Below are 22,935 nucleotides of genomic sequence, written 5' to 3'. Positions count from 1 at the left end.
CAAAGAGTACGCAGTACAGCTTCAAAAGACGGAGCCACATGGCATGGAGGTTGCATGTTCATGCCGGTTTTCAACATCGTGATCATTCCGGTGCGTGGCGCATAGCGCGATCTGCCGGATAGCGAAAAATCAGTTTTGTGAGGATATCTGATGAAAAACGTGATGAGCTCCCTAAAGAGTGGGGACTGGCGCGCGCTAGTGGCGTGTTTCCTCTATTTCGACACTGGCTTTACCGTCTGGGTCCTGTATGGACCGCTCGCGCCATTCATCAGCAAGAGCATCGCGATGACGCCCGCACAACAAGGTTTGCTGGTCGCGGTGCCGGTGCTCTCGGCCGCGATTCTGCGCGTGACGCTCGGCAACCTGTATCAATCCGCGCACGGCAAGCGCATTGCGCTGATGGGCGTGCTGCTGTCGGCGCTGCCGACGATCGTGTTGCCGTTGATGCCGTCCGTGCCGTCGTACACGGTGCTGCTGGTGCTCGGCGTATTTCTCGGCGTCGGCGGTGCCAGTTTCGCCGTGGCGCTGCCGATGGCGGGCAGCAACTATCCGCCGAAGGTGCAGGGCCTCGTGTTGGGTCTCGCCGCGGCCGGCAATATCGGCGCGGTGCTCGACGGCTTCCTGTTCCCGCAACTGGCCACGCACTACGGCTGGCAGATGGCGGCCGGCGGCGCACTGCCGTTGCTCGCGATTGCCGCGATCACGCTGTATTTCTGGGCCAACGATTCCGGCGTGAAAACCGGCAGCGTGCTGCGCGCATTCGGCAGCTTCGCGGTGACGCTGGTCGGATTGATCGTGCTGGTGCTGCTGGTCGAAGCCGGCATGTTCGGCTCCGGCAAGACGGGTGTGCTGCTGTTGCCGGTGATCGGCGCATTGCTCGCGATCGCGGTGTTGCCCAAGCGCTATCGCGCGGTGCTGGCCGAGCGTGACACGTGGGCGATCATGCTGGTGTACAGCATTACGTTCGGCGGTTTCGTCGGCATGTCCTCGTATGTGTCGCTGCTCCTGACCAACCTCTATCAGCTCTCGAAGATCGACGCGGGCCTCTTCATGGCATTGCTCGCCGCGACCGGCGCAATGGTGCGTCCGCTCGGCGGCCTGATCGCCGACAAGGTGTCTGGGGTGCGCGCGCTGACCTTCCTGCTCGCCATCATCTCGCTGTGCGACTTCGTGTTCGCCGCGGCCATGCCGGCGATGGCCGGTGGCATCACGCTGCTGCTGTGCCTGTATGTGGCCTTCGGTCTCGGCAACGGCGCGACCTTCCAGCTGGTGCCGCATCGCTGGGCGGGCCGCACGGGCTTGATGTCGGGCATCGTCGGCGCCGCGGGCGGTATCGGCGGATTCTATCTGCCGGTCGTGATGGGTATCGCGAAGGAAAGCACGGGCAGCTATCAGATGGGCTTTGCGACGTTCGGCGCGCTGGCGGCATGCGCGTTCGTCGCGATCGTCGCGCTGCGCCGTCCGTGGATGGCGTGGTCGATGCACTCCGGTGTGATGCACGCGCACGCGACGGAGTAATGCAGTAACGCAGTAACGCGAGCGATCCGCGCCTCCACGCTGAGTGGAGGCGCGGATCGCGCGACGGGGCCGATCAAAATCAAAAAGAAGTCGACATGAGCATCACGACAGAACGGGTTCACGCACCACCGTCCGAAGCGGACGTCTCCAGCGAGGCGTTGAGCTCGTTGATCAATCTGGCGGGGCGTCAGCGGATGCTCTCGCAGCGCATCGTGTTGAAGGCGATGCTGGCGTTTCAACAGTTCGACGGCGCGCTGGCGATCGCACGCGATACTCTGAACACATTTACCGACAGCCACACGGTGCTGACCCAGGGCCGCGATGGTCTGCCCGGCCTGTTTTCCCCAGCGTTGCGCGAAGCATTTCACGGCCACGACAATGTCGCGAGGAAGATCGCGGACTTCATCGCACTGGCTTCGGCGGCGTTGGACGCGATCGGGCGCGCTTCACCGCGCGCGGACGATGCGTTGAATGCCCTGGTCGATTCCGTCGATCCGTTGTTGACGCATCTGCACGGCGTTACGGCTGTCTATGAACAGGAAAGCCGGCGTATAGCGCGTTTGCAGAAAAAAGAGCAACAGCAGTTGATCGAGCGGATCAAGGCGATCGCGAAAGAAGCGCATATCGTCTCGTTCAACGGTCAGATCGTGGCGAGCCGCGCGCATGTGACCGGCCGCGAGTTCGCCGTGGTGGCCGGCGTGATGACATCGATCACGAAGGAACTGGAGGCTGTGGTGAGCGCGTTCGTGAAGAAGACGACGGCGGGATGAGCCACGCAGTGCTGCGTTATTGCCGTATGCTTGGCGTTTTCCGGACTGTCGGGCAAATGTAATGGACAACTGGTGGCACGCGGTGTGGGCAGTCGCCCGGGCAGAATTCTCCGACCTCGGCAGCATGGCCGACGTCTTGCAGGTCCTGATGCGCCTCGGACTCGCGTTGATACTCGGCGGCATACTCGGTTTCGAGCGAGAGATGTCACGGCGCGACGCCGGCATGCGCACGCACATGATGGTGTCGGTCGGCGCGGCCTTGTTCGTGGTCGTGCCGCTGCAGGCCGGGTTCTCGCAGGACAACATGAGCCGGGTGTTGCAAGGACTCGTGTCCGGTGTCGGTTTTCTGGGCGCGGGCGCCATCATCAAGCTCAGTGCCGAGCGCGAGGTGCGCGGCCTGACGACGGCGGCAAGCCTGTGGCTGAGCGCGGGCGTCGGCGTGGCGGCGGGGCTCGGGCGCGAGGCCACGGCGATTCTCAGCGTAGTGATCGCGCTCGCCATTCTATCGAGTGCGCGCCTGTTCAAAAGTCGCGAACAGGAAGAGAAGTAGGGACGTGGCAGGCTCTCGTTCCTACGAAAAAACGCCATCGAAACATGCAGGCAATCACTTGCATGTTGATCACGTTGCTCCTAATATGCAATCAGGAGGCTGCATATGAACACATCGACCGATCGCATTGAAAAACAGATTCTGCTGAAGGCGCCGCGCTCGCGGGTCTGGCGCGCGTTGTCCAATGCCGAGGAATTCGGCAACTGGTTCGGCGTGAATCTTACCGGCAAGCAGTTCGTGGCCGGCCAGTCCGTGCAGGGCAATATTACCTATCCGGGTTACGAGTATCTCGTCATGGACGTGCATGTGGAGCGCGTCGAGCCGGAGCATCACCTGTCGTGGCGCTGGCATCCGGCCGCGGTCGACATCACGGTGGACTATTCGCCGGAGCCGACTACCCTGGTCGTCTTCGAGTTGACCGAGGTCGCATCGGGCACGTTGTTGCGCGTAGTCGAGTCGGGCTTCGATCAGCTTCCCGCCGGCCGCCGTGAAGAAGCGTTCCGCATGAATAACGGTGGGTGGGAAGAGCAGATGGCCAACATCGAACAGCATGTCACCAAGGGTTAAGAAGGCGTTTGGCGCAGCGGATCTGAAGGCGTCGGTGCTGCGCAGTTCCGCGCTGATTTTCGCCGCGCTCGGCGATGAGACACGTCTGCGGCTGGTCGCCGTGTTGTGCGCGGGCAGCGCGATGTCGATCGCGCAACTCACTGCGGGAACGGACATCACGCGGCAGTCCGTCACGCAGCATTTGCAGGTGCTCGCCAACGCGGGTCTCGTGCGCGACGTCAAGGTGGGTCGTGAACGCTTGTGGGAATTCGAGCCCACCCATCTCGACGAAGCGCGCCGCGCGCTCGACGCGATCTCGCGGCAGTGGGATCACGCGCTGTCGAGGTTGAAGGCGGCGGTGGAGGAGTGAGGGATGCCGACGTGGGCGTTCAGAAAACCCGCGTTGTATACGGAACGTGAACAAAGAAAAAATTTGAACACCCCAGAAAGGCTACCGCCGCCCCCACAATCCACCTGCGCCAGCCCCCTTAAAACTTATGCCGCAGCGCAACCCGAACAGCGACCTGCGTGCCCGTCGAAGACGGCGCCTGCACACCCGGAATGAACGCATTGTCGAGAATCGAGTTAGTCGAATCGCCCGCGACCTTCTGATACTCGCCCTGCACATACACGTCGGTACGCTTCGACAGGTTGTAGTCCGCCATCAAGCCCACCGAGTGGATCTTCGGCTTCACGCTGCCTGACGACGCATCGTAGGTCTCCATCGTGTACACGTACTGAGCGCCGACGAAGAACGCCGGCGTGAACTGGTATTTGCCGTTCACTTCGAAGTTCTGATACTTCAGCGTATTCAATGTCACGCCCGGCGCGGCCAGCGGAACGCCGATATAGCCGTTGCCGGTCGGATTCTTGTAGTTCGAATTGGTGTAGGCAAAACCGGCGGTCGCCGAACCGAACGTGTAGTTGATGCCGCCGCCGAACACCCGCATGCGTCCGGCGATAAAACTCGCGTCGTTCGCGGTAATCGCGCCAGTCGAACCCGCGCCGGGATTGTCCGCTTGCATATAGGCCGCCGCGACCAGCAGGCCGCCGTTCGCATATTGTCCGCCGAAGCTATACGCGCGGTTGTTCGCAAAGTTGGTGTCGTTGCTGAAGGCGTACGCGCCGCCGAACTGGAAGCCCGCCATCTCCGGGCTCGCGTATTTCACGCTATTGCCGAGACGGAACGAGTTGTCGGTGTTGTCGTTGTCATACGGATGCGCGAACAGGTAGCCGGCCCAGTTGCCGTTGGCCGTGGTCTGCGCGAGGTAATCGACCACCGAATCGTACTGGCGACCGAGCGTGGCCGTGCCGAAACGGCCGTCGCTCAGCCCAACGTACGCCTGGCGGCCGAACATGCGGCCGCCTTGGCCGAGCCGTCCCGAACTCACGTCGAAGCCGTTTTCCAGTTGAAACACGGCCTTCAGCCCGCCGCCCAGATCCTCCGAACCCTTCATGCCCCAGCGGCTGCCTTGCGCATAGCCGCTTACCATTTCCCAGACCGCACCGTGCCCCGCGTTGTTGGTGTAGTCGATGCCTTCGTCGAGCACGCCATACAGCGTCACGCTGCTTTGAGCGAAGGCCGGGGACGCCGCCAGCGAAGCGAGTGACGTGAGCGCCGTGAATGCGGCGGTGGCAATGCGGTTCTTTTTCATCGTGAGCTCCAGACCTTGGTGGTGAGCGGGCCGAATTTCGGACAGAGCTGAAGCCGTTCGACGCCCGCTGCTTTTTGGCAAAGCCCGGATTCTGCTATTTGGGATGGCAAACGCGTATGAGGCACATCCCTGGATAAACATGATTTTTTCGAATGTTTGTCCCGCGAATTATTCGCTTGTGGCCGGCAGTGCCCCGGAGAAAAATTCCGTTCATGCACCTTTGGCATGCAAGCCATAGCCGAGGGCAATGCGTTTTTCGCACCATGCTTTCAGGAGACGACCATGCGACTCGATCGGAATTTTGCTAACGGCCGGTTCATCGAACCCGCGACTGACACCGCTAGCAGCGAGCTCATCGCCGTTTGCAACCCGGCCACCGAGGCCGTGATCGCCCATGTCACCGGCGCCACCGAAGCGGAAGTCATCGCGGCGATCGATGCCGCCGCGGTCGCGCAAAAGGGCTGGCGCAAGCTGCCTTCAGCCGAGCGCGCGGTGTATCTGCACAAGCTTGCCGATGCGCTGACCGAATGCGCGCCGGCCATCGGCGCGGCGCTCGCGCTGGAGTCGGGCAAGAGCGTGGCCGACGCCACCAACGAAGCGATCTACGCCGGCCAGATCACGCGCTATCACGCAGAGTGGGCGCGCCGCATCGAAGGCGAAGTGATTCCGAGCGATACGCGCGACGAAAACCTCGTGTTGCATCGCGAGCCGATCGGCGTGGTTGCGTGCCTGATCCCGTTCAACTACCCCGTCTATACGTTCATGCGTAAAGTGGCGCCGGCGCTGATCGCCGGCAACACGGTCGTCGTGCGCCCGAGCAACAACACGCCGACGTCCGCATTCGAAATCGCCAAAGCGGTGGAGAAGGCCGGTTTGCCGGCGGGCGTCGTGAACATTCTCGCGATGAACCATGCCACCGCCGAAGCGCTCTGCACGCATCCCAAGGTCGGCATGATCACGCTGACGGGCAGCGTCGGCGCGGGCCGCAAGGTGCTCGAATATTGCAAGGCGAACATCGCCAAGCCGTCGCTCGAACTGGGCGGTAAGACACCCGCGATCATCGAGGCCGATGCCGATCTCGAGAAAGCCGCGCGTGACCTGGTCGCCTCCAAGACCACGCATTGCGGACAGTTGTGCACGGCGATCGAACGGGTCTATGTGCAGGAAAGCGTGCATGACCGCTTCGTCGCGCTGCTGAAAAAGCACATGAGCGCGGTGGAGAGCGGCGATCGCAGCGAGCAGCCGTCGCTGATGGGTCCGCTCGTCAACGAGGCGTCGCGCCAGTCGATCCACGCGATGGTTCAACGCGCCATCGCAGCGGGCGCCACGCTCGAAACCGGTGGCAAGCTGCCGCAAGGCAAAGGCTTCTTCTATCCGGCCACGTTGCTGTCGAATTGCCGTCAGGACATGGAAATCATCCAGGAAGAAACCTTCGGTCCGATCATGCCGGTCGTCAAATACCGCACGCTCGACGAAGCGCTGGAAATGGCCAACGATCATCAATTCGGTCTCTCGTCGGTGCTGTATACGGAGAACTATCGCGGTGCGATGAAGATTGCCAACGGCATCGAAGCCGGCGAGCTGTACGTGAACCGTACGCCGGCCGATCCGTATCAGGGCTTTCACGCCGGCTGGAAACGTTCGGGCCTCGGCGGCGACGACGGCAAGCACGGCATGCTCGAATTCACCCAGACCCGTCTCGTGGTCATGAAGTACTGAAGCCGAACCGGCACGCGCCGCACGTTGAAACGACGGCGCGTGTCTCCTTTGCAACCTGAAAAGCGCGGCGAATCTGCTGCCAGTCCATAACAAAACATATTGGAGACCGGGCGGCCCGATGGGCTGGCGCTGTCTCTGAGGAGCGCTCACGTGTCATCTCAACCCGTCCGAACCGACGCTTCGCTCGCTTTAAGCGACGAAGAGGCCGCCCTGCAAAACAGTAAGGCGCAACGCTATATCCAGCTCATCCTGCTGGTGATCGCAGCCGGCGCGATCTACCCGATTCTGTATCTGCGGCAGGTGTATCAGCCAACGATGCTCGAAGTGTTCCACATCACCGATAGCCAGCTCGGCTATCTGTATTCGTCGTTGGGCACGATTTTTCTGTTGAGTTATCTGCCGAGCGGCTGGCTCGCGGACCGGATCGCGCCGCGTTTGCTGATCTGCTTTTCGCTGATCGCCACCGGTGTGCTCGGGCTGTGGTATTCGACCGCACCATCGTTCCCGATGTTGATGATGATCTTCGGCGGCTGGGGTTTGTCGACCGGCTTGACGTTCTGGGCCGCGGTCATCAAGCGCGTGACCATGATTGCCGGCACGCATGAGCAGGGCCGTTTCTTCGGCTTGCTCGACGGCGGACGCGGCCTGATCGAAGCCATGCTCGCGACCATCGCGATCACGCTGTTCGCATGGGTGACGCAGACCAAAGGCGAACCGGTCGCGGCCGGTTTCAAGCTGGTGGTCTACATGTACGCGTTTCTTTGCATTGCGCTCGGCGTCGTGCTCGCACTCGTCAAAGATCCGCAAGGCACCGAAGATGCAGCCGCCAATCGCGCCGCGCGCCAACGCAACAACGTGCTGGTCGATCTGAAGACGCTCGCGAAGATTCCAGAACTGTGGCTGGTCGCCGCCATCGTGTTCTGCGGGTACCAGGTGTTCTGGGCTACTTACAGTTTCTCCGCCTATCTGCATGAAGGCGAGATCGGCCTGACGGTCGTGATGGCCGGCACGATCACCACGCTCAAGCTGTGGATGCGGCCGATCGGCGGCATTGGCGGCGGCTTTCTCGGCGACCGCTATTCGAAGGTCTCGGTGCTCGTGATCGCGCTCTTTCTCGCCGCGCTGTCGCTGGTGGGCCTGATGGCGGCGCCGCGTATTTCGAGCCACGCGCTGCTGGTGTTCCTCGTGCTGTTCATCGGCATTCTGACTTACGCGATTCGCGGCCTGTACTGGTCGCTGCTGGATCGCTGCAATATTCCGGTGACCACGATGGGCCTCGCGATCGGCCTGATCTCCGTGCTGGGTTATTCGCCGGACGTGTTCCTGCCGCTCATCAACGGCTATCTGACGCAGACGTTTCCAGGCGTCTTCGGCTACCAGCTCTACTTCGGCTATGTGGCCGCCATGGCGGCGCTCGGCGGCGTTGCCGGGCTCGCGCTGAGAAACATGCTCAACAGAAAGGAAGGTGCGTAAATGAAAGTTGCCTCGCTCGAAACGCATATCGTCGCCGTACCGCCGCCGCATGTGGGCGGCATGTACTGGATCTTCGTCAAGCTCAAGACCGATTGCGGGATTGAAGGTGTCGGCGAAATCTATTCGGCGACGTTCCATCCGAAAGCGATGACCCACATCATCGACGATGTATTCGGCCGCTATCTGCTCGACAAGGACCCGCATCACATCGAGCGGCTCTGGCGCGAGGCGTATTCGAGCGGTTTCACGCAACGCCCCGATCTGACGATGATGGGCGTGGTCAGCGGCCTCGAAATGGCGTGCTGGGACATTATCGGCAAGGCGGCTAACAAGCCGGTGTATGAGTTGCTGGGCGGCATGGTGAATCAGCGCCTGCGTTCATATACCTATCTGTACCCGAAGAACAGCCGCGGCGAATACGACTACGACGATCCCGATCTGGCGGCCGAATGCGCGCTTGAAAACGTCAATCGCGGCTTCACTGCGGTGAAGTTCGATCCGGCCGGACCGTACACGGCGTACTCGGGTCATCAACTGTCGATGGAAGTGCTGGAACGTTGCGAAACTTTCTGCCGCCGTGTACGTGAAGCAGTGGGCAGCAAGGCCGACCTGCTGTTCGGCACGCATGGGCAGATGGTGCCCTCGTCGGCGATCCGGCTCGCGAAACGCCTCGAAAAATACGATCCGCTGTGGTTCGAGGAGCCGGTGCCGCCGGGTCAGGAAGGCGCGATGGCGCAGGTCGCGCAGCACACCAGCATTCCGATTGCGGCCGGCGAGCGCCTCACCACCAAGTACGAATTCTTCAAGCTGCTCGAAGCCGGCGCCGCGTCGATTCTGCAACTGAATGTGGCACGCGTGGGCGGCCTGCTCGAAGCGAAGAAAGTCGCGACGCTGGCCGAGGTGTACTACGCGCAGATTGCGCCGCACCTGTACAACGGGCCGATCGGCGCGGCGGCCAGCATTCAGCTCGCGACGTGCACGCCGAACTTCCTGATTCAGGAAAGCATCGGCACGTGGGACGGTTTTCATGCAGCCGTGCTGAAGAAGCCGATTCAATGGGAAGACGGCTACATCATTCCGTCGCAGGAACCGGGTCTCGGCGTCGAACTGAACATGGAGGTCGTCAGGCAGCACACGCCCTACACCGACGAGCGTCTGCATCTGCAGATGGCGGCGCAACCGGCCGATGTGAAAGACCTCGCGCCGGCCAAGGGTTGAGCGCGGTTTGAGTCTGGCGGGTTTCACCACTACGTTTCAATGGATTGAGCGCCGTCTGGCGACATAGAGCATGAACTACGATTACATCATCGTCGGCGCGGGTTCGGCGGGCTGCATTCTCGCCAATCGCCTGTCGGCGTCGGGCCAATATTCGGTGCTGCTGCTCGAAGCGGGTGGCAAGGACAGCTCGTTCTGGTTCAAGATTCCGGTGGGTTTCACCAAGACGTACTACAACGAAACCTATAACTGGATGTACTACAGCGAGCCGGAGAAAGAACTCGACAACCGGCCGATCTATTGTCCGCGCGGCAAGGTGCAGGGCGGCTCGGGCTCGATCAACGCGATGATCTACGTGCGCGGCCAGCCGCACGATTTCGACGATTGGGCCGCCGCCGGCAACACGGGCTGGGCGTTTCGCGACGTGTTGCCGTACTTCCGCAAGCTCGAATCGCATCCGCTCGGCAACACGGAATATCACGGCGCCGACGGCCCGATCCGCATCTCGCCGATGAAAGATGCGGTGCATCCGATCTGCCACGTGTTCCTGAAGGGCTGCGATCAGGCCGGCTATCAGCGCAGCGACGACTTCAATGGCGCGCAATTCGAAGGCGCCGGCATCTACGACGTGAACACGCGTAATGGCCAGCGCTCATCGAGCAGCTTCGAGTATCTGCACCCGGTGTTGTCGCGCAAGAATCTGACCGTCGAGCGCGACGTGCTGGCAAGCCGCGTTCTATTCGACGGCGACCAACGCGCGATCGGCGTGAGCGTCACGCAGAACGGCGTCACGCGGCAATTCATGGCGACGCGCGAAGTGATTCTGTCGGCGGGCGCGGTCGATTCGCCGAAGCTGCTGCAACTCTCCGGCGTGGGCGACAGCGCACTGCTGGCGAAGCATCGCATCGCGATGGTCAAGGAACTGCCCGCCGTGGGCCAGAATCTGCAGGACCATCTGTGCGTGAGCTTCTACTATCGCGCGAACATGAAGACGCTGAACGACGAGATGCGGCCGCTGCTCGGCAAGCTCAAGCTCGGTCTGCAATATCTGCTGACGCGCAAGGGGCCGCTCGCGATGAGCGTGAATCAGTCGGGTGGGTTCTTCAAAGGCAACGATCAGCAAGCGCAGCCGAATCTGCAGTTGTACTTCAATCCGTTGTCGTACCGCATTCCGAAGAGCAACAAGGCGAATCTCGAACCTGAACCGTACTCGGGCTTTCTGCTGGCGTTCAATCCGTGCCGGCCGACGAGCCGCGGTTCGATCGAGATCGCGTCGAATCGCGCCGAGGACGCCGCGAAGATCCGTATCAACGCGCTGACCACGGAGAAGGACATCGACGAAGTGATCCAGGGTTGCGAACTGGTGCGCAAGGTGATGGCGTCGCCGGCGCTGAAGGCGATCACGGTCGAGGAAATCTCGCCGGGACCGCAGGTGAATACGCGCGAAGGATTCCTGCGGTACTTCCGCGAGCAGTCGGGGTCGATCTATCACCTGTGCGGTTCGTGCGCGATGGGCGACGATCCACGCACGTCGGTGGTGGATGCGCGTTTGCGTGTGCACGGCATTGACGGCTTGCGCGTGGTGGATGCGTCGATCTTTCCGAATATCACGTCGGGCAATATCAATGCGCCGACCATGATGGTGGCGGAGAAGGGCGCCGACATGATTCTCGAGGATGCGGCGAGCGAAGTTGCGTATCGGCCCGCGGCAGTGGAGATGGCCGCGGCGGCTTGATGGTTTGATTGGCCTGGCGGTGTTGGGCTAGCAGCCACGTAGTGTGAAACCGCGCCGATGGCATCGCATCGGCGCGTTTTTTTCGTTCGAAGCGGTGCATAGGGCGCACCGCGATGCCACTCAGCGCCTCAACCCGCGTCGCTCAATGGCGCCGACTCCGATGCATCGAGCGCCCGTCCGCTCAACCAGATTTCCTGTTGCAGCCAGTCGCGGAACAACGCGACGTGCGGTAGTTCATCCTGTTCCGCGCGCGTGACGAACCAGTACGACTGATGCCCGTCCACATGCACATTCAGCACTTGCACGAGTTGGCCTTCGGCCAGTTCGCGCGCGATCATATGACGGTCGGCGATGGTCACGCCGAGCCCGTCGATCGCGGCGCGAATCGCGTGATCGAGCAGATCGAATTCGTAACCGCCACGAGTATCCACGTTTTCAATCCCCGCCGCCTTCAGCCAATGCTGCCAGGTGAGGTAGCGCTGATCGGCGCTCGCCAGCACGTGCAACAGCGTGAACTGATTCAGGTCGATCGCGGCGCGGCCTGCCTGGCGTGCGAGCAAGGCGGGCGAGCAGACGGCGATATGCCGCTCGCTCATCAACAGACGGTTGTCGACGCCTTCCCACTCGCCATTGCCGAAGCGGATCGCGCAGTCGAGCACACCGGATTCCGCGAGGTTATCGTCGACACGGGTCGACAGACTCAGTTCGAGTTGCGGATGCGCATCACGCAGGCGGCCGAGGCGCGGCATCAGCCAGCGGCTCGTGAAGGTGGGCGGCGCATTGATGCGCAGGCGGTTGCGGTGGGTTTTTTCTTGCAGGCCGCGAACCGTGAGTTCGATGCGGTCAAAGGATTGCTGCAGCGCTTGCAGAAGAATGCGGCCGGCAGCCGACAGTTCCAGATGGTGATGGTGACGCTGCAGGAGCGTCTCGCCCAGTTGCGCCTCGAGCTGCCGGACCTGTCGGCTAACCGCGCTTTGCGTGACGTTGAGCAGTTCCGCGGCGCGGGTGAAGCTGCCCGTGCGGCCGGCGACTTCGAAGGCTTTCAGCGCATTCAGCGCGGGCATTTTGCGTTTCAAGATGTTCGACCGGAGGTAAGGCGCGGTAGCGCGATGTCCCGGTATTTTACTGGTTTGCCTGCGCGGCGCGTTGCCTTGCTCGCGACGCGCCGCGCAGGCATCACATCGTTAGTAAGCGATGCAGATCGACTTGCTCTCCGTATACGAGTCGATGATCGCCTTGCCGTGTTCGCGGCCGATGCCGGATGCCTTGAAGCCGCCGAACGGCATGGCCGGGTCGACCATGTTGTGCGTATTGACCCATACCGTTCCGGCCTCGATGCCGTCCACGAGCCGCAGCGCCTTGTCGAGCTGGTTGGTCCACACGCTCGCGCCGAGTCCGTACGCGGAGGCGTTTGCCTGAGCGAGCACTTCGTCCAGGTCGTCATAGGGCATGGCGACCAGCACAGGGCCGAACACCTCTTCCTTGACGACGGAAAGCGGTTTGCAGGCGCGATTGGCGATCACCGTCGGACGCACGAAGTAGCCGTCGCGGTCCACGTGGGCATCGCGCGAGAGGATCTCGCCACCTTCGTCCTTGCCTTGGGCAATCATGCCGGCCACCTTGTCGCGGTGCCGCGCGGAGACCATCGGGCCCATCTGCGTCGCCGCGTCGAAACCGGAGCCGAGCGTGATGCCGTCCGCGACGGCGGCAATGCCTTGCACGACTTCGTCATAAATGGAGCGCGCGACATACAGGCGCGAGCCCGCCGTGCAAACCTGGCCGTGGTTGAAGAAGATCGCGCCGGCCGCGCCTTCGATCGCCTTGCGCGGGTCGCAGTCGTCGAGCACGATCACCGGGCTCTTGCCGCCCAATTCGAGCGACGCGCGCTTCAGGTCGTCCGCGCATTGACGACCGATGATGCGCCCGACTTCGGTCGATCCGGTGAACGTGACCTTGTTCACCAGCGGATGCCGCACGAGCGCCGCACCAGCGGTTTCGCCACGGCCAGTGACCACGTTGAATACGCCGGCAGGGAAACCCGCTTCGTGCGCGAGTTGGGCGAGGCGGATGGCGGTCAACGGAGTCTCTTCGGCGGGTTTGAGCACGACGGTGCAACCGCAGGCCAGCGCCGGGGCTATCTTCCACACTGCCATTAGCAGCGGGAAATTCCACGGGACGATCGCCGCGACCACACCGGCCGGCACGCGTTTGGTCGACGCGTTGTAACGCGTGCTAGGCGGGAAGGGAATCGACAGATCGAAGGTGGTGCCTTCGATCTTGGTCGCCCAGCCGGCCATATAACGCAACCACTGGACGCTGCCCGCCACTTCCAGCATCTTCGAGAAGCCGATCAGCTTGCCCTGATTCAGCGTTTCCAGCGTGGCGAGTTCGTCGCTGTGCCGCTCGACGAGGTCGGCCAGTTTGAGCAGCAGGCCCTCGCGAACGGCCGGCGGCATTCTGCGCCAGGCGTCGGATTCGAAGGCCGCCTTCGAGGTTGTGACCGCGTGATCGATATCCGCTTCGGATGCGTCGGGGATCTGCGCGATTTCTTCGGCGGTGGCCGGGTTGAAGACCGGAAAGGTTTTGCCCGCGGCACTACCGGTTTTTTCGCCGTTGATGAACATGGTGCGCGGCAACGTGGCCGCTAGCTTGTGTTCGGTCATGGTGGTTCGTCTCCGTTGGGGGTGAGTGGCCGTGGCGCTAGCCGGAAGGGTTCGCCTGACGGCGGTATGGACTTGGGGGAAGGTGGATGTGTTGCCTTGCACGCCAGTGCGTTGCTAACGACGCGGCACAGATCACGTTCGCCGTCGCGCTCAATGTGTACAGCACAACGAATCCGTCGCCGAAAAAGTAGGGTGTGGTAGATAACGCCGCGCCCAGCACCATGCCGATGTGATGCGCGACGCCGGGGCAGCTCGCGCGCAATACGCTGGTCGAGTTGCCGCGCAAGTTCACTAGTGCGGGAATCGTCAGGCAGTCGAGAATCAGGAAGATCGCTGCCGCAAGCGGCGCGAGTGTGGGACTGTCGCTTGCCGCGAGCGTGGCGATTAGCGCCGCACGCGCGATGTACAACACCATCAGCATGCGATGGCCGCGCGAACGATCGGCGATGAATGCCAGCGCGCAGACTGCGGCAAGTGAAAGCGCAATGTGCCAGAAAGGCTGTGCGCCGCTTAGGCCACAAATAGCAAAGAGCTGGAAGCGGGCGAGACTGCCGCTCGACAGTCCCGCAAGCAACGCGAGCAGAGCCGTTGCGCCTGAAGGAGTCGCCGCCTTGACCGAGTCGGAGTCATGCGCGCTGCTGCGATCCACGTCGTGACGCGATTCGGCGTTGGCGAGCAAACGGTATAACAGCATGCCGAAGAAGCCCGTCACGATCATCAGCAAGGCAATGGCGATGCCATGCGCTGAACCATTCAGATACGCCGGTACGCTATTCATTGCGCTGATCGTCATGATGAGCGTCGCGGCGCTCATCAGCATCGTGTAGCGGCCCGATGAGCGCGACATCAGCAATGGCACGCTCATCATGGCCGCCAGCATCAGCGCGCTCATCCACAGCGCGGTGGCGTGGCGACCGAGAGCGGCCTGCATCAACAGCGCAGCGCCGCCACCCGCGAGGCACACGCATGCCGCACTTGCGCACAGCATGCATGCGAGAGCGGCGTGCCGTGCGCGAGGCACGACCGGATCAGTGCTTGCAGCAGCCATGATTCGTGGACTTGCCGTCTTCGACGCTGTTCAGATCACGTTCGGCCGGCAAGTCCATGGTCGGGTTGCGGGAGAAGAAGTTGTTCGGCTTGAGCATGAAACCGGCGTACTCCACCGGCATCACCGGAAAGTCCTCGGGTTTGCACACATGCGTGTGGCCGAAGCTATGCCACAGCACGACGTCTTCGTTCTCGATGTTGCGATTCGCCTCGATATAGCGCGGCAGGCCGTCGCCCCCCGAATGCTGATTCGGATAGTCGCCGCTCGCATAGCGCTCAGCCGGATCGAACGGCGTGACCCACACGTGACGCGTGGCAAAGCCGCCGCGCTGGCGCACCTTCGAACGTTCGTCGGCCAGCATCAGCGGCGAGTCGTTGACGACCAGCTTGTAGCCCGGATTTGCGCCCACGGCATTCTTCACGTTGGGGTTGCTGACCTTCCAGTAGCGACCCGTGCTGCCGTTCGCCACACGTGCGGCTTCGCTTTCCGTTTTCAACACGCGTTTGGTCGTGTCGAACACATTGCCGTACGGATTGTTCTCGCCCATCGGACGCGGCACGAATTCGTGTTCGGTCACCGTGTTGCGCTCGCCGTCCACCATCATGTGCAAGCGCGCGTTGAAGAAGTGCTGATGCGTCGGGCCGCCGAGGTTTTCCGTGATCATGCCGCCCCACGGATAAGTGTCGCCATCAGCCACCGCCGAGGTCTGCACGATGCCGGTCAGCTTGCATTCGAGTTGAATCGTGCCGTCCTGATACAGATACCAGTAGAAGCCGTAGTCGTAATTGCCGACGGTGGCGAAGAAGGAAATCACAAGGCGTCGCGAGCGGCGCATTTCGAACACGCCGGTGCGGAATTCGTAGTGCTTCCAGAGCGTGCCGTAGTCTTCTTCGTGCATGCAGACGGCGTTCTTCATCACGAATGCGTTGCCGAAATCGTCTGCGGACGGAATGTCGAAATAGCGGATCGTGCCGAGGCAGTCGCAACCGAGTTCGAGTTGATTCGCCAGTTTGCCGAGACCGTATTCGCCCGCGTCGAACGCGCTTTTCCAGTAGTGGTTGGTGCTCGGGTCGGAGTAGGGCACGCACATTTCCGTGACGCTCGCACGGTAGATGATCGGGCGCGTGCTCCTGCCGTCGTCCCACGACAGTTGATGCAGCACCAGCCCTTCGCGCGGCGTGAAGCCGACACGGAAGTTCCAGTTCTGCCAGTTCACTTGCCAGCCCTCGATCGTAAAGCTCGGGCCGTCGGGTTGATTGATCGACAGCGGTTTGAGCGTGCTGCGCGGCTCGCCGAGACTCGGCGTGTCGTAGTTATGCTTGGCGCGCGGAATCGGAATGATGCGGCCGTCGTCCACCAGTTCGATCACTTTCTTTTCGAGCAGATCGACCACGGCCATCACGCCTTCAATTGGGTGCGCGTAGCCGTTATCGGTCAGGGTCTCGCGGTAGTAGCTCACGCAACGCACCAGACGCCGGCCGTTTTCGTTCTCGCGATCGAAACAGCCCGCCGAGAACGGATCGACCTGCACGCGTTCCAGATCTTTTTCGCTGAGGCCGCGCTTCATCACGGCCACGCGCCATGCTTCATCGCTCTTGACGATCTGTTCCGCGTTCATGAAGTCGTCGATCATGATGGGCGGCTGGCCGTAAGGCGCCGCGCCGAACGGCATGACACGGCGCGCGGCAATTTTCTTTTCTCTCAGGTCCACGTCGAATTCGATCGTCGCGCCATTCGACCGATCGATTGCGAGCACGAAGGCCGTGCGCGAAAAATATTCGCCGGTCTTGAATGCCACCACTTCGGCTTTCGGCGGCTCGCGCAATTCGACCATCGGAAAACGCGCGTGCGAATCGAGTTTTTCGGCGGCTTTCACGAGGTCGCACGCGAGTTGCATTTCTGCGCCGCTCAGCGGGTCGAGCGGATGAGCGGGGGCGTGAGCGGCTTTCGTGGCATTCGTGTTCATAAGATTCCCGTAAGAAGTTGCTGGACCGGACAGCGTGCTCGCGAGGCGAATGAGGCGCGGCGAACGCTGAGTCGATGGCAAATCGTAGGAACCCAATAATATTTTCGCGCTTGCCTATCGCGCCAAATGAACGATAAAGTGCGCCAAGAGGAATGACACGAGCCACCATCAGCGAAGACTGGAGAGGAGACGCTCAGCATGAAGAAAGTCACGCTCAACGGCAGTTTCCCGATGATCCGCGCCGCGGTCATGGGACCGGTTGTGCGCGCACTCGATGCATCGGGCGCGCAATGCGACGCGCTGCTGGAGGAGTTCGGCATGAGCCGCAAGCTCCTGTCGAATCCCTATGAAATTCTGCCGCTGACGCGCTATGTGACGGCGTTCGAGCGCGCCGCCGAGGTGCTCGGCGAGTCCGCGCTCGGCCTGCGGCTCGGCAGTGAATTGCAATTGACGGAGGTGGGGCCGGCGGGTCTGGTGTTTCTCTCGTCGCCGACCTTGAATGCGGCCATGCGCAAGTTTTCGCTCGCGCTCGCGTCGTGGCAGAACACCACCACCTGCGAATTGCTGCGCGACGACGAATGGCCGATCTGGACCTACCAGATCGCCAGTCCGCAAATCTGGCCGCGCCGGCAGGATGCGGAATACAGTCTTTCGACGATGTGCCACATGGTTCGGCTCGTGCGCGGCGCCGCGTGGAATCCGGTCGAAGTGCATTTCGAACACGCTGCGCCAGCCGATCTCAAACCGTATGCGCGTATCTTTCGCGTGCCGGTGCGCTTTCAGAAGCCTTTCAACGGCTTGATTCTGCGGCCCCAGGATCTCGACGCTTCGCTCAAAAGCGCCGACACGCAAATGGCGCGCATGATGGAGCGCCACGCCACCGATCTGATCGCGCGGGATGCGATGCCGCACAGCATCGTCGAACAGGTTCGCGATCTGGTGACGCGGCGGCTCGCGCACGAAAAGCTGATCGTCGCCGACATCGCGAAGGATCTCGGTCTCTCGCATCGCTCGTTGCAACGGCACCTCGCGCAGGAGGGCACATCCGTGCGGCAGATCGTGCGCGAGGAACGGCAGCGTAGCGTCGAAGGGTTGCTCAAGCGAGAAGAGCTTACCAATGCGGCGATTGCACGCGCCGTTGGTTATGCCGATGCCACGGTCTTGTGGCGCGCCACACGCAACTGGAAAAAGAATAGCGCGTGACGTCGGTGCATTTTCTTTCACTCTGAAAGTATCGCGCGGCTTTGCCATTGCCGCGCGAGAATAATTCAGGTTCCTAAGTATTCGCTGCAAAGCACCGCACTCGGGCTTCCCGCATTGGCGCAAATTATCGAAAATTTGGCGCGGTTCGCGAAGTCGCTTTATTTTTTAGCTACCTACCATGCGCTCACACCGAAGCATCGGAGATCGGTCAAGTGAGCGCCTGGATCAGCGGTACGGGGTTCAGGCGAGTCCCAGACTAGCCAACACACAAGAGGCAGCGATGAGTGAACCCTATTCTCCGACCCGAGCGGTCGACGCGGAGAACCCCGTGGAATTGAAAGGCAATACGCTGGGCTTATGGCAGATCGTGTTCCTCGTGATTTCGGCGGCCGCGCCGCTGACGGGCATGCTCGGCGCGGTGCCGCCCGCGATCAGTCTGGGCAACGGCGCGGGCATTCCGGGCGCGTTCGTGATTGCCGGCGCGGTGCTGCTGATTTTCAGCGTGGGCTTTGCGTCGATGAGCCGGCACGTGGTGCGCGCCGGCGCGTTTTACGCGTATATCACCGCCGGACTCGGGCGGCCGCTGGGCATGGCCGGAGCGCTCGTCGCGCTGATGTCGTACACGTTCATCCAGATCGCGCTGTACGGATTGTTTGGCTTCTTCTGCACGGTGATCCTCTCGCCGCTTTTGCATACCGCGTTGCCCTGGTACGGGTATTCGCTGATCTGCGTGGCCGTGGTGCAATTCACCGGCATCCGCGGCATCGATCTGAATAGCCGCTTGCTCGGCGTGCTGATGTGTCTCGAACTGGGCATTCTGCTGGTGCTCGCAATTGCGATCGTCGTGCATGGCGGCGGACCTAACGGCCTCACGCTTGCGCCGTTCACACCGCAGCATGTGTTCAGCGGTCACCTTGGCATTGCGGTGATGTTCGCCTTTGCCTCGTTCATCGGTTTCGAAGCGACCGCGATATACGGCAATGAATGTCGCGATCCGAAGGTGACGGTGCCACGCGCCACGTACGTATCCGTGATGCTGATTCTCGTGTTCTTCGCTTTCGTCACGTGGACGATCGTCTGCGCGTATGGCCTTGCCGATGTGGTCACGGTCGCGACCAAAGAGCCCGGCGATTTCTGGTTCATCCAGTCCGGCAAATATCTGGGCGGCGCGGTGACGACGGTGATGAGTTTCCTTTTGCTCAGCAGTATCTTCGCGAGCCTGCTGTCGTTTCATAACACGCTGGTACGTTATATCCATGCGCTGAGTCTCGAAGGCATCCTGCCGCAAGCACTCAACCGCGTGCACGAAAAATATCGTTCGCCGTATGTGGCGAGCTATCTGCAGACACTCTCCGTGTGCGTGCTGCTCGGACTTTTCATCGCGGCGGGCAGCGACGTGTTCAACATCGTGTTCAGCTGGAGTTCGGCGCTCGGCACGATCGGCATTGTGATGTTGCAGGCGGTGACGAGTTTTTCGGTGATCGCGTTCTTCCGCAAGACGCGCAAGGACACACGCGTATGGCACTCGTTCGTCGCACCGCTGGTGGGTGGCTTCGGCCTGTTGTATATCGGCGTGATTCTGGTGCGCAACCTCGATGCGCTCAGCGGCTCCGATAGTCCGATCGTCAAATCCTTCCCTTGGATCGTGTTCACGGTGGCGCTGGTCGGCGTGGTGATCGGTCTCATCCTGCGCAAGAAGCGCCCGGATATCTACGCGCGCTTCGGTCAGTAAGGGAAACGCGCGAATCGCGCGACAACCACCTACCTCACTTCTCGACAAGACAATCATGGCAGACACTTTCGTCAAGCGCTCGGCGCTTGCGTTGGCCGCGTTCGGCCTTTCGATGGGCGCGCACGCGCAATCTTCGGTGACGCTTTACGGCACGGTCGACGCCGGCCTCGTCTACACGAACAACCAGCAGACGACGCTCGCCGACGGCAACACCAACGGACACGCGAACTATCAACTGGCGGGCGGCAATCTGGTGCCGTCGCGCTGGGGCTTGATGGGCACGGAGGATATCGGCGGCGGCACGACGGTCAACTTCGCGTTGGAGAACAGCTTTCTGATCGGCAGCGGCGCGATGCTGCAATCGAATACGCTGTTCAATCGCAATGCGTGGGTCGGTGTGAACAACTCGACGTATGGCGCGCTGACGTTCGGCCGGCAATACGATCCGTTCTCGGACTACATGGGCGCGTATGCATCGAGTAATAACTGGGCCACGCTGTACGGTTCCCATTTCGGCGACGTCGACAATCTGAACGAGGCGTTCAACTTCAACAATTCGATCAAGTACATCAGTCCGAGTTTTGGCGGGTTTACCGTTGGGGGATTGTTCAGCCTTGGTGGCGTGGCGGGGAATTTTTCGCAGAACAAGGGGTGGGCGCTGGCGGCGAATTATGCGCAGGGACCGTTGTCGCTGAGCGCGGGGTATCTGGAGTTGAATCAGCCATTGCAGGCGGCGTTGGGGGGCACGAGTGGCTATATCGGCGACTTCAGCTGTGCGAATGCGGACGCGTCGTATTGTCTGTTGCAGGATGCGAGCAAGATACGGATTTTTGGGGCAGGGGGTTCGTATTCGTTCGGCAAGGCGAATGTGGCGGTGACGTATACGCATACGCGGTTGTCGCAGAGTCAGTACATTGCGAGTGCGGCGCGGCCTGCCGGGGCTGATGTGTCGTTCGATATTGCCGAGTTGAATACGACTTATGCGCTCGCGCCGGATTTGCAGCTAGGGTTTGCTTATATTTTCAATGACGCCAAGCCGAGCGGCAGTGCTTCTACTCGCGTGCATCAGATCAACCTCGGTGCTGTGTATAGCTTGTCCAAGCGCACCGCTGTTTATGCGGTCGCGATTGGGCAGAAGTCCTCAGGGGCTGGATTAGGGATTGACCCGGCAACCGGCGCGACGGAGAACCTGGCGCAGATTCCGAATATCGTTAATTCGGATACGGATAAGCAGGTTTCTGTGATTGTGGGGCTGCGGCATAATTTTTGAGGTTGGTTTTTTTGGGTGGTTGAATTGGATGTGGTCTTTTTGGGGTTTTGGGCCTTTCCTTGGAATCTTGTCGGTCTATTGGCGTTGCCCCTGGGCGGGGCAACCTTGGGTGAAACCCTGCCTTGCGCAAAGCCTTATCCGGTAAGGGTTTGAGCGCTTCTACCCCGACAGGGAAAATTTCCCCTATCTGTTAGGGGAGCTATAGGGGAATTTCTGCGACCCGCTGCTCGGTTGGATTTGGTGCGTTTAACCAGCAGCCCGTCTGCTGTGACCGCCCCTGATCGACCCGCCTCGGATGCTCGCCCGGGCAAGGCCCTCAACGACGTCTTGTGGACGTGCAACCGTCGTTAGCCGCAGCGAGAGAGGCTGAAAGGATGGGCGAGTCGGCAAACAGACTCAGGATTGACGCCACAACCCATCGGCTATTTGAACGATTCGCTGGTAGCCGACTTCCCGTTCGCCGGGCCGCTACGCAGCCTGAGTTCGTCTATGGACAGGGGGGCTCTGCTTGTGAAGCATGCGGTGGCAGTTTGCGCACACGGGACGAAGGTCCGTGATTGGATCGATCAGGTGCTCCTCATCGATGTCCGCGACCTGATTCAGGTGATGCACCTCAATGTAACCCGCACCAAGCGCACCGTGCTTTTCCTCGAAACAGACCCCGCAAACGGCGCATTTGCATCTATGGTGCGCGATGCATGCCTGACGAGCGGTGGGGCTTCTTTCATAAGTATTAGCAGTAACAAGCCTATTTTTTCCCCTCGGAGTACCGCTCGATCGGACGCGCAACGACCCCTTATCTTCGTTTCGCAAAGGGCAGCATCTGATCCACCGGCAAACGGAGGATGACGCCGTGATGTTCTTCTGCCAGCTTTCAGCGTTGCTATAGTGCGGCTCTCTTAGCGGAGGCACTGACAATGCTACAGACGGACCAGAATCCAGAGCCTGTGACAGAAGTCGCGGATAAGGAACGTGCGGAAAAGCGCGGTAGCAACGCCCGGGCGGGAAGCACTAGCGACGACCACGGACCCGGGGGGCGCAATGATCTATGCGGCACACCCGCATAGACCGACCACCCGGGCGGGCGAACTGGTTGCGGGGTCGCTGACCTGGCAGATCGAACAGCTTGAGCCAGGCGACGCACTGTTCAAGCCGGGATCGCATGAGACTGTGCGGGCGTACCAGTCTGCGCGTCCCATTGCCAATATGATAAAGCGCCATCCTGACCGCGAATACGATGTGGACCTGTGGCTAGCGATGCATCATTCAGGCACGGGTGAAAGCATGCAGCTGTACAGAATCAACCGTATCCGGAGATGACCTCGCGCGAGATGCAGATTCATCCAATTGGTGAATCCCGCCGGATGGCGGTTAATCGATCTGCGTATGCGAGCGGAACATAACGGCCTCCCCGGCCGGTTTCGATTCGTGCGTATGCATTTAGCGCGCCCCCCGGCGGGTTTGTTTTTATGCCCTGCGGTTCGCTCGATCCGACAATCCCGTGCAAAGCATCTGGTCGGGAAACTCTCTCCCTGCCTTAAACAGTGTGCCCCTTATGTCTTCGATCAACCATTCGCCTGCTTATGCGAAATACCTATCTACTTTATCGCGTTGACCAATTTTGACAGTTGTCCTATATACGCCTAGCAAAATCCAATTTGATAATGAAAATTTAAAATTTGAGCGGGCTAAAGCGTATGAAGAAACGCGAAGACCTACTGGTGCAAGTCAGTCCAGGGAGTGTCCATGTATAACCCCAGCCAGTCACGCACCCTGAGCGTGTCGTGCGAGGCGTTCCCGGTTGATCGCGGTGTGCCGGTCCTGTCTCCCGTGCGGCTGCGTGGCACCGAGGCGCTCGGCAAGCTATACAGG

The 22,935-nt window shown here is 61.1% G+C and carries 17 protein-coding genes; 12 read left to right on the top strand and 5 right to left on the bottom strand.

Features of this window, described 5'->3' with window-relative positions; translation table 11 throughout:
• Positions 1-150: 150 nt before the first annotated feature.
• The 5 genes from P0D80_RS21515 to P0D80_RS21495 all read left to right on the top strand — a co-directional run bounded on the left by P0D80_RS21515 (position 151) and on the right by P0D80_RS21495 (position 3,754).
• Complete coding sequence (locus P0D80_RS21515; RefSeq protein WP_408286618.1) at positions 151-1,518, top strand: MFS transporter; 1,368 nt, start codon at positions 151-153, stop codon at positions 1,516-1,518.
• Between the two features lie 95 nt (positions 1,519-1,613).
• The gene (locus P0D80_RS21510) at positions 1,614-2,288 is read left to right on the top strand and encodes a type IV pili methyl-accepting chemotaxis transducer N-terminal domain-containing protein (RefSeq protein ID WP_408286616.1); all 675 of its coding nucleotides are present in this window, start codon (positions 1,614-1,616) and stop codon (positions 2,286-2,288) included.
• A 61-nt stretch (positions 2,289-2,349) separates the two neighbouring features.
• Positions 2,350-2,838, top strand: a complete 489-nt coding sequence (locus P0D80_RS21505; protein ID WP_408175403.1) for an MgtC/SapB family protein — start codon at positions 2,350-2,352, stop codon at positions 2,836-2,838.
• Positions 2,839-2,943: 105 nt separating this feature from the next.
• Positions 2,944-3,405: an SRPBCC family protein gene (locus P0D80_RS21500; RefSeq protein WP_408175402.1), complete on the top strand. Its 462-nt coding sequence runs from the start codon at positions 2,944-2,946 to the stop codon at positions 3,403-3,405.
• Positions 3,389-3,754: an ArsR/SmtB family transcription factor gene (locus tag P0D80_RS21495; RefSeq protein WP_408286612.1), complete on the top strand. Its 366-nt coding sequence runs from the start codon at positions 3,389-3,391 to the stop codon at positions 3,752-3,754. Before P0D80_RS21500 ends, P0D80_RS21495 begins: the two co-directional genes overlap by 17 nt.
• Positions 3,755-3,872: 118 nt before the next feature.
• Here the strand turns inward: P0D80_RS21495 and P0D80_RS21490 are convergent, their stop codons facing one another.
• Entirely contained in the window at positions 3,873-5,039 is a 1,167-nt protein-coding gene (locus P0D80_RS21490; protein ID WP_408286609.1) for a porin, read from the bottom strand.
• Positions 5,040-5,321: 282 nt separating this feature from the next.
• On the opposite strand from P0D80_RS21490, the gene aldA reads away from it, so the two are divergent.
• The 4 genes from aldA (at position 5,322) to P0D80_RS21470 (ending at position 11,181) form a co-directional block, all read left to right on the top strand.
• Positions 5,322-6,758 (top strand): aldehyde dehydrogenase, encoded by a 1,437-nt coding sequence (gene aldA, locus P0D80_RS21485; RefSeq protein ID WP_408286607.1) that lies wholly within the window; start codon positions 5,322-5,324, stop codon positions 6,756-6,758.
• Between the two features lie 150 nt (positions 6,759-6,908).
• Positions 6,909-8,231, top strand: a complete 1,323-nt coding sequence (locus tag P0D80_RS21480) for an MFS transporter (protein WP_408175398.1) — start codon at positions 6,909-6,911, stop codon at positions 8,229-8,231.
• Positions 8,232-9,449, top strand: a complete 1,218-nt coding sequence (locus P0D80_RS21475; protein ID WP_408286605.1) for a mandelate racemase/muconate lactonizing enzyme family protein — start codon at positions 8,232-8,234, stop codon at positions 9,447-9,449.
• A gap of 70 nt (positions 9,450-9,519) precedes the next feature.
• Positions 9,520-11,181 carry a GMC family oxidoreductase gene (locus tag P0D80_RS21470; RefSeq protein WP_408286603.1) on the top strand — a complete coding sequence of 554 codons (1,662 nt, stop codon included), beginning with the start codon at positions 9,520-9,522 and terminating at the stop codon, positions 11,179-11,181.
• Positions 11,182-11,309: 128 nt separating this feature from the next.
• Here P0D80_RS21470 and P0D80_RS21465 read toward each other — a convergent pair whose 3' ends face one another.
• The 4 genes from P0D80_RS21465 to P0D80_RS21450 all read right to left on the bottom strand — a co-directional run bounded on the left by P0D80_RS21465 (position 11,310) and on the right by P0D80_RS21450 (position 16,858).
• Entirely contained in the window at positions 11,310-12,245 is a 936-nt protein-coding gene (locus tag P0D80_RS21465; protein ID WP_132374619.1) for a LysR substrate-binding domain-containing protein, read from the bottom strand.
• A gap of 120 nt (positions 12,246-12,365) precedes the next feature.
• Complete coding sequence (gene styD / locus P0D80_RS21460; RefSeq protein ID WP_408286601.1) at positions 12,366-13,844, bottom strand: phenylacetaldehyde dehydrogenase StyD; 1,479 nt, start codon at positions 13,842-13,844, stop codon at positions 12,366-12,368.
• A 37-nt stretch (positions 13,845-13,881) separates the two neighbouring features.
• Positions 13,882-14,892: a hypothetical protein gene (locus tag P0D80_RS21455; RefSeq protein WP_408175393.1), complete on the bottom strand. Its 1,011-nt coding sequence runs from the start codon at positions 14,890-14,892 to the stop codon at positions 13,882-13,884.
• Positions 14,873-16,858, bottom strand: a complete 1,986-nt coding sequence (locus P0D80_RS21450) for a primary-amine oxidase (RefSeq protein ID WP_408286600.1) — start codon at positions 16,856-16,858, stop codon at positions 14,873-14,875. Before P0D80_RS21450 ends, P0D80_RS21455 begins: the two co-directional genes overlap by 20 nt.
• 198 nt (positions 16,859-17,056) lie before the next feature.
• Here P0D80_RS21450 and P0D80_RS21445 point away from each other — a divergent pair, with 198 nt between their 5' ends.
• The 3 genes from P0D80_RS21445 to P0D80_RS21435 all read left to right on the top strand — a co-directional run bounded on the left by P0D80_RS21445 (position 17,057) and on the right by P0D80_RS21435 (position 21,063).
• On the top strand, positions 17,057-18,061 hold the full coding sequence (locus tag P0D80_RS21445; RefSeq protein ID WP_408286599.1) for an AraC family transcriptional regulator: 1,005 nt from the start codon (positions 17,057-17,059) through the stop codon (positions 18,059-18,061).
• Between the two features lie 280 nt (positions 18,062-18,341).
• Positions 18,342-19,793 carry an APC family permease gene (locus tag P0D80_RS21440; RefSeq protein ID WP_408286598.1) on the top strand — a complete coding sequence of 484 codons (1,452 nt, stop codon included), beginning with the start codon at positions 18,342-18,344 and terminating at the stop codon, positions 19,791-19,793.
• A gap of 55 nt (positions 19,794-19,848) precedes the next feature.
• Positions 19,849-21,063 (top strand): porin, encoded by a 1,215-nt coding sequence (locus tag P0D80_RS21435; protein WP_408175389.1) that lies wholly within the window; start codon positions 19,849-19,851, stop codon positions 21,061-21,063.
• The last annotated feature ends 1,872 nt before the right edge of the window (positions 21,064-22,935 follow it).

The sequence above is a fragment of the Paraburkholderia sp. RL17-373-BIF-A genome (assembly GCF_046030175.1).
Taxonomy (GTDB): Bacteria; Pseudomonadota; Gammaproteobacteria; order Burkholderiales; family Burkholderiaceae; genus Paraburkholderia.
The sequence above is the reverse complement of the archived record's forward strand: the minus strand, read 5'-3'. Positions and strand labels throughout refer to the sequence as shown.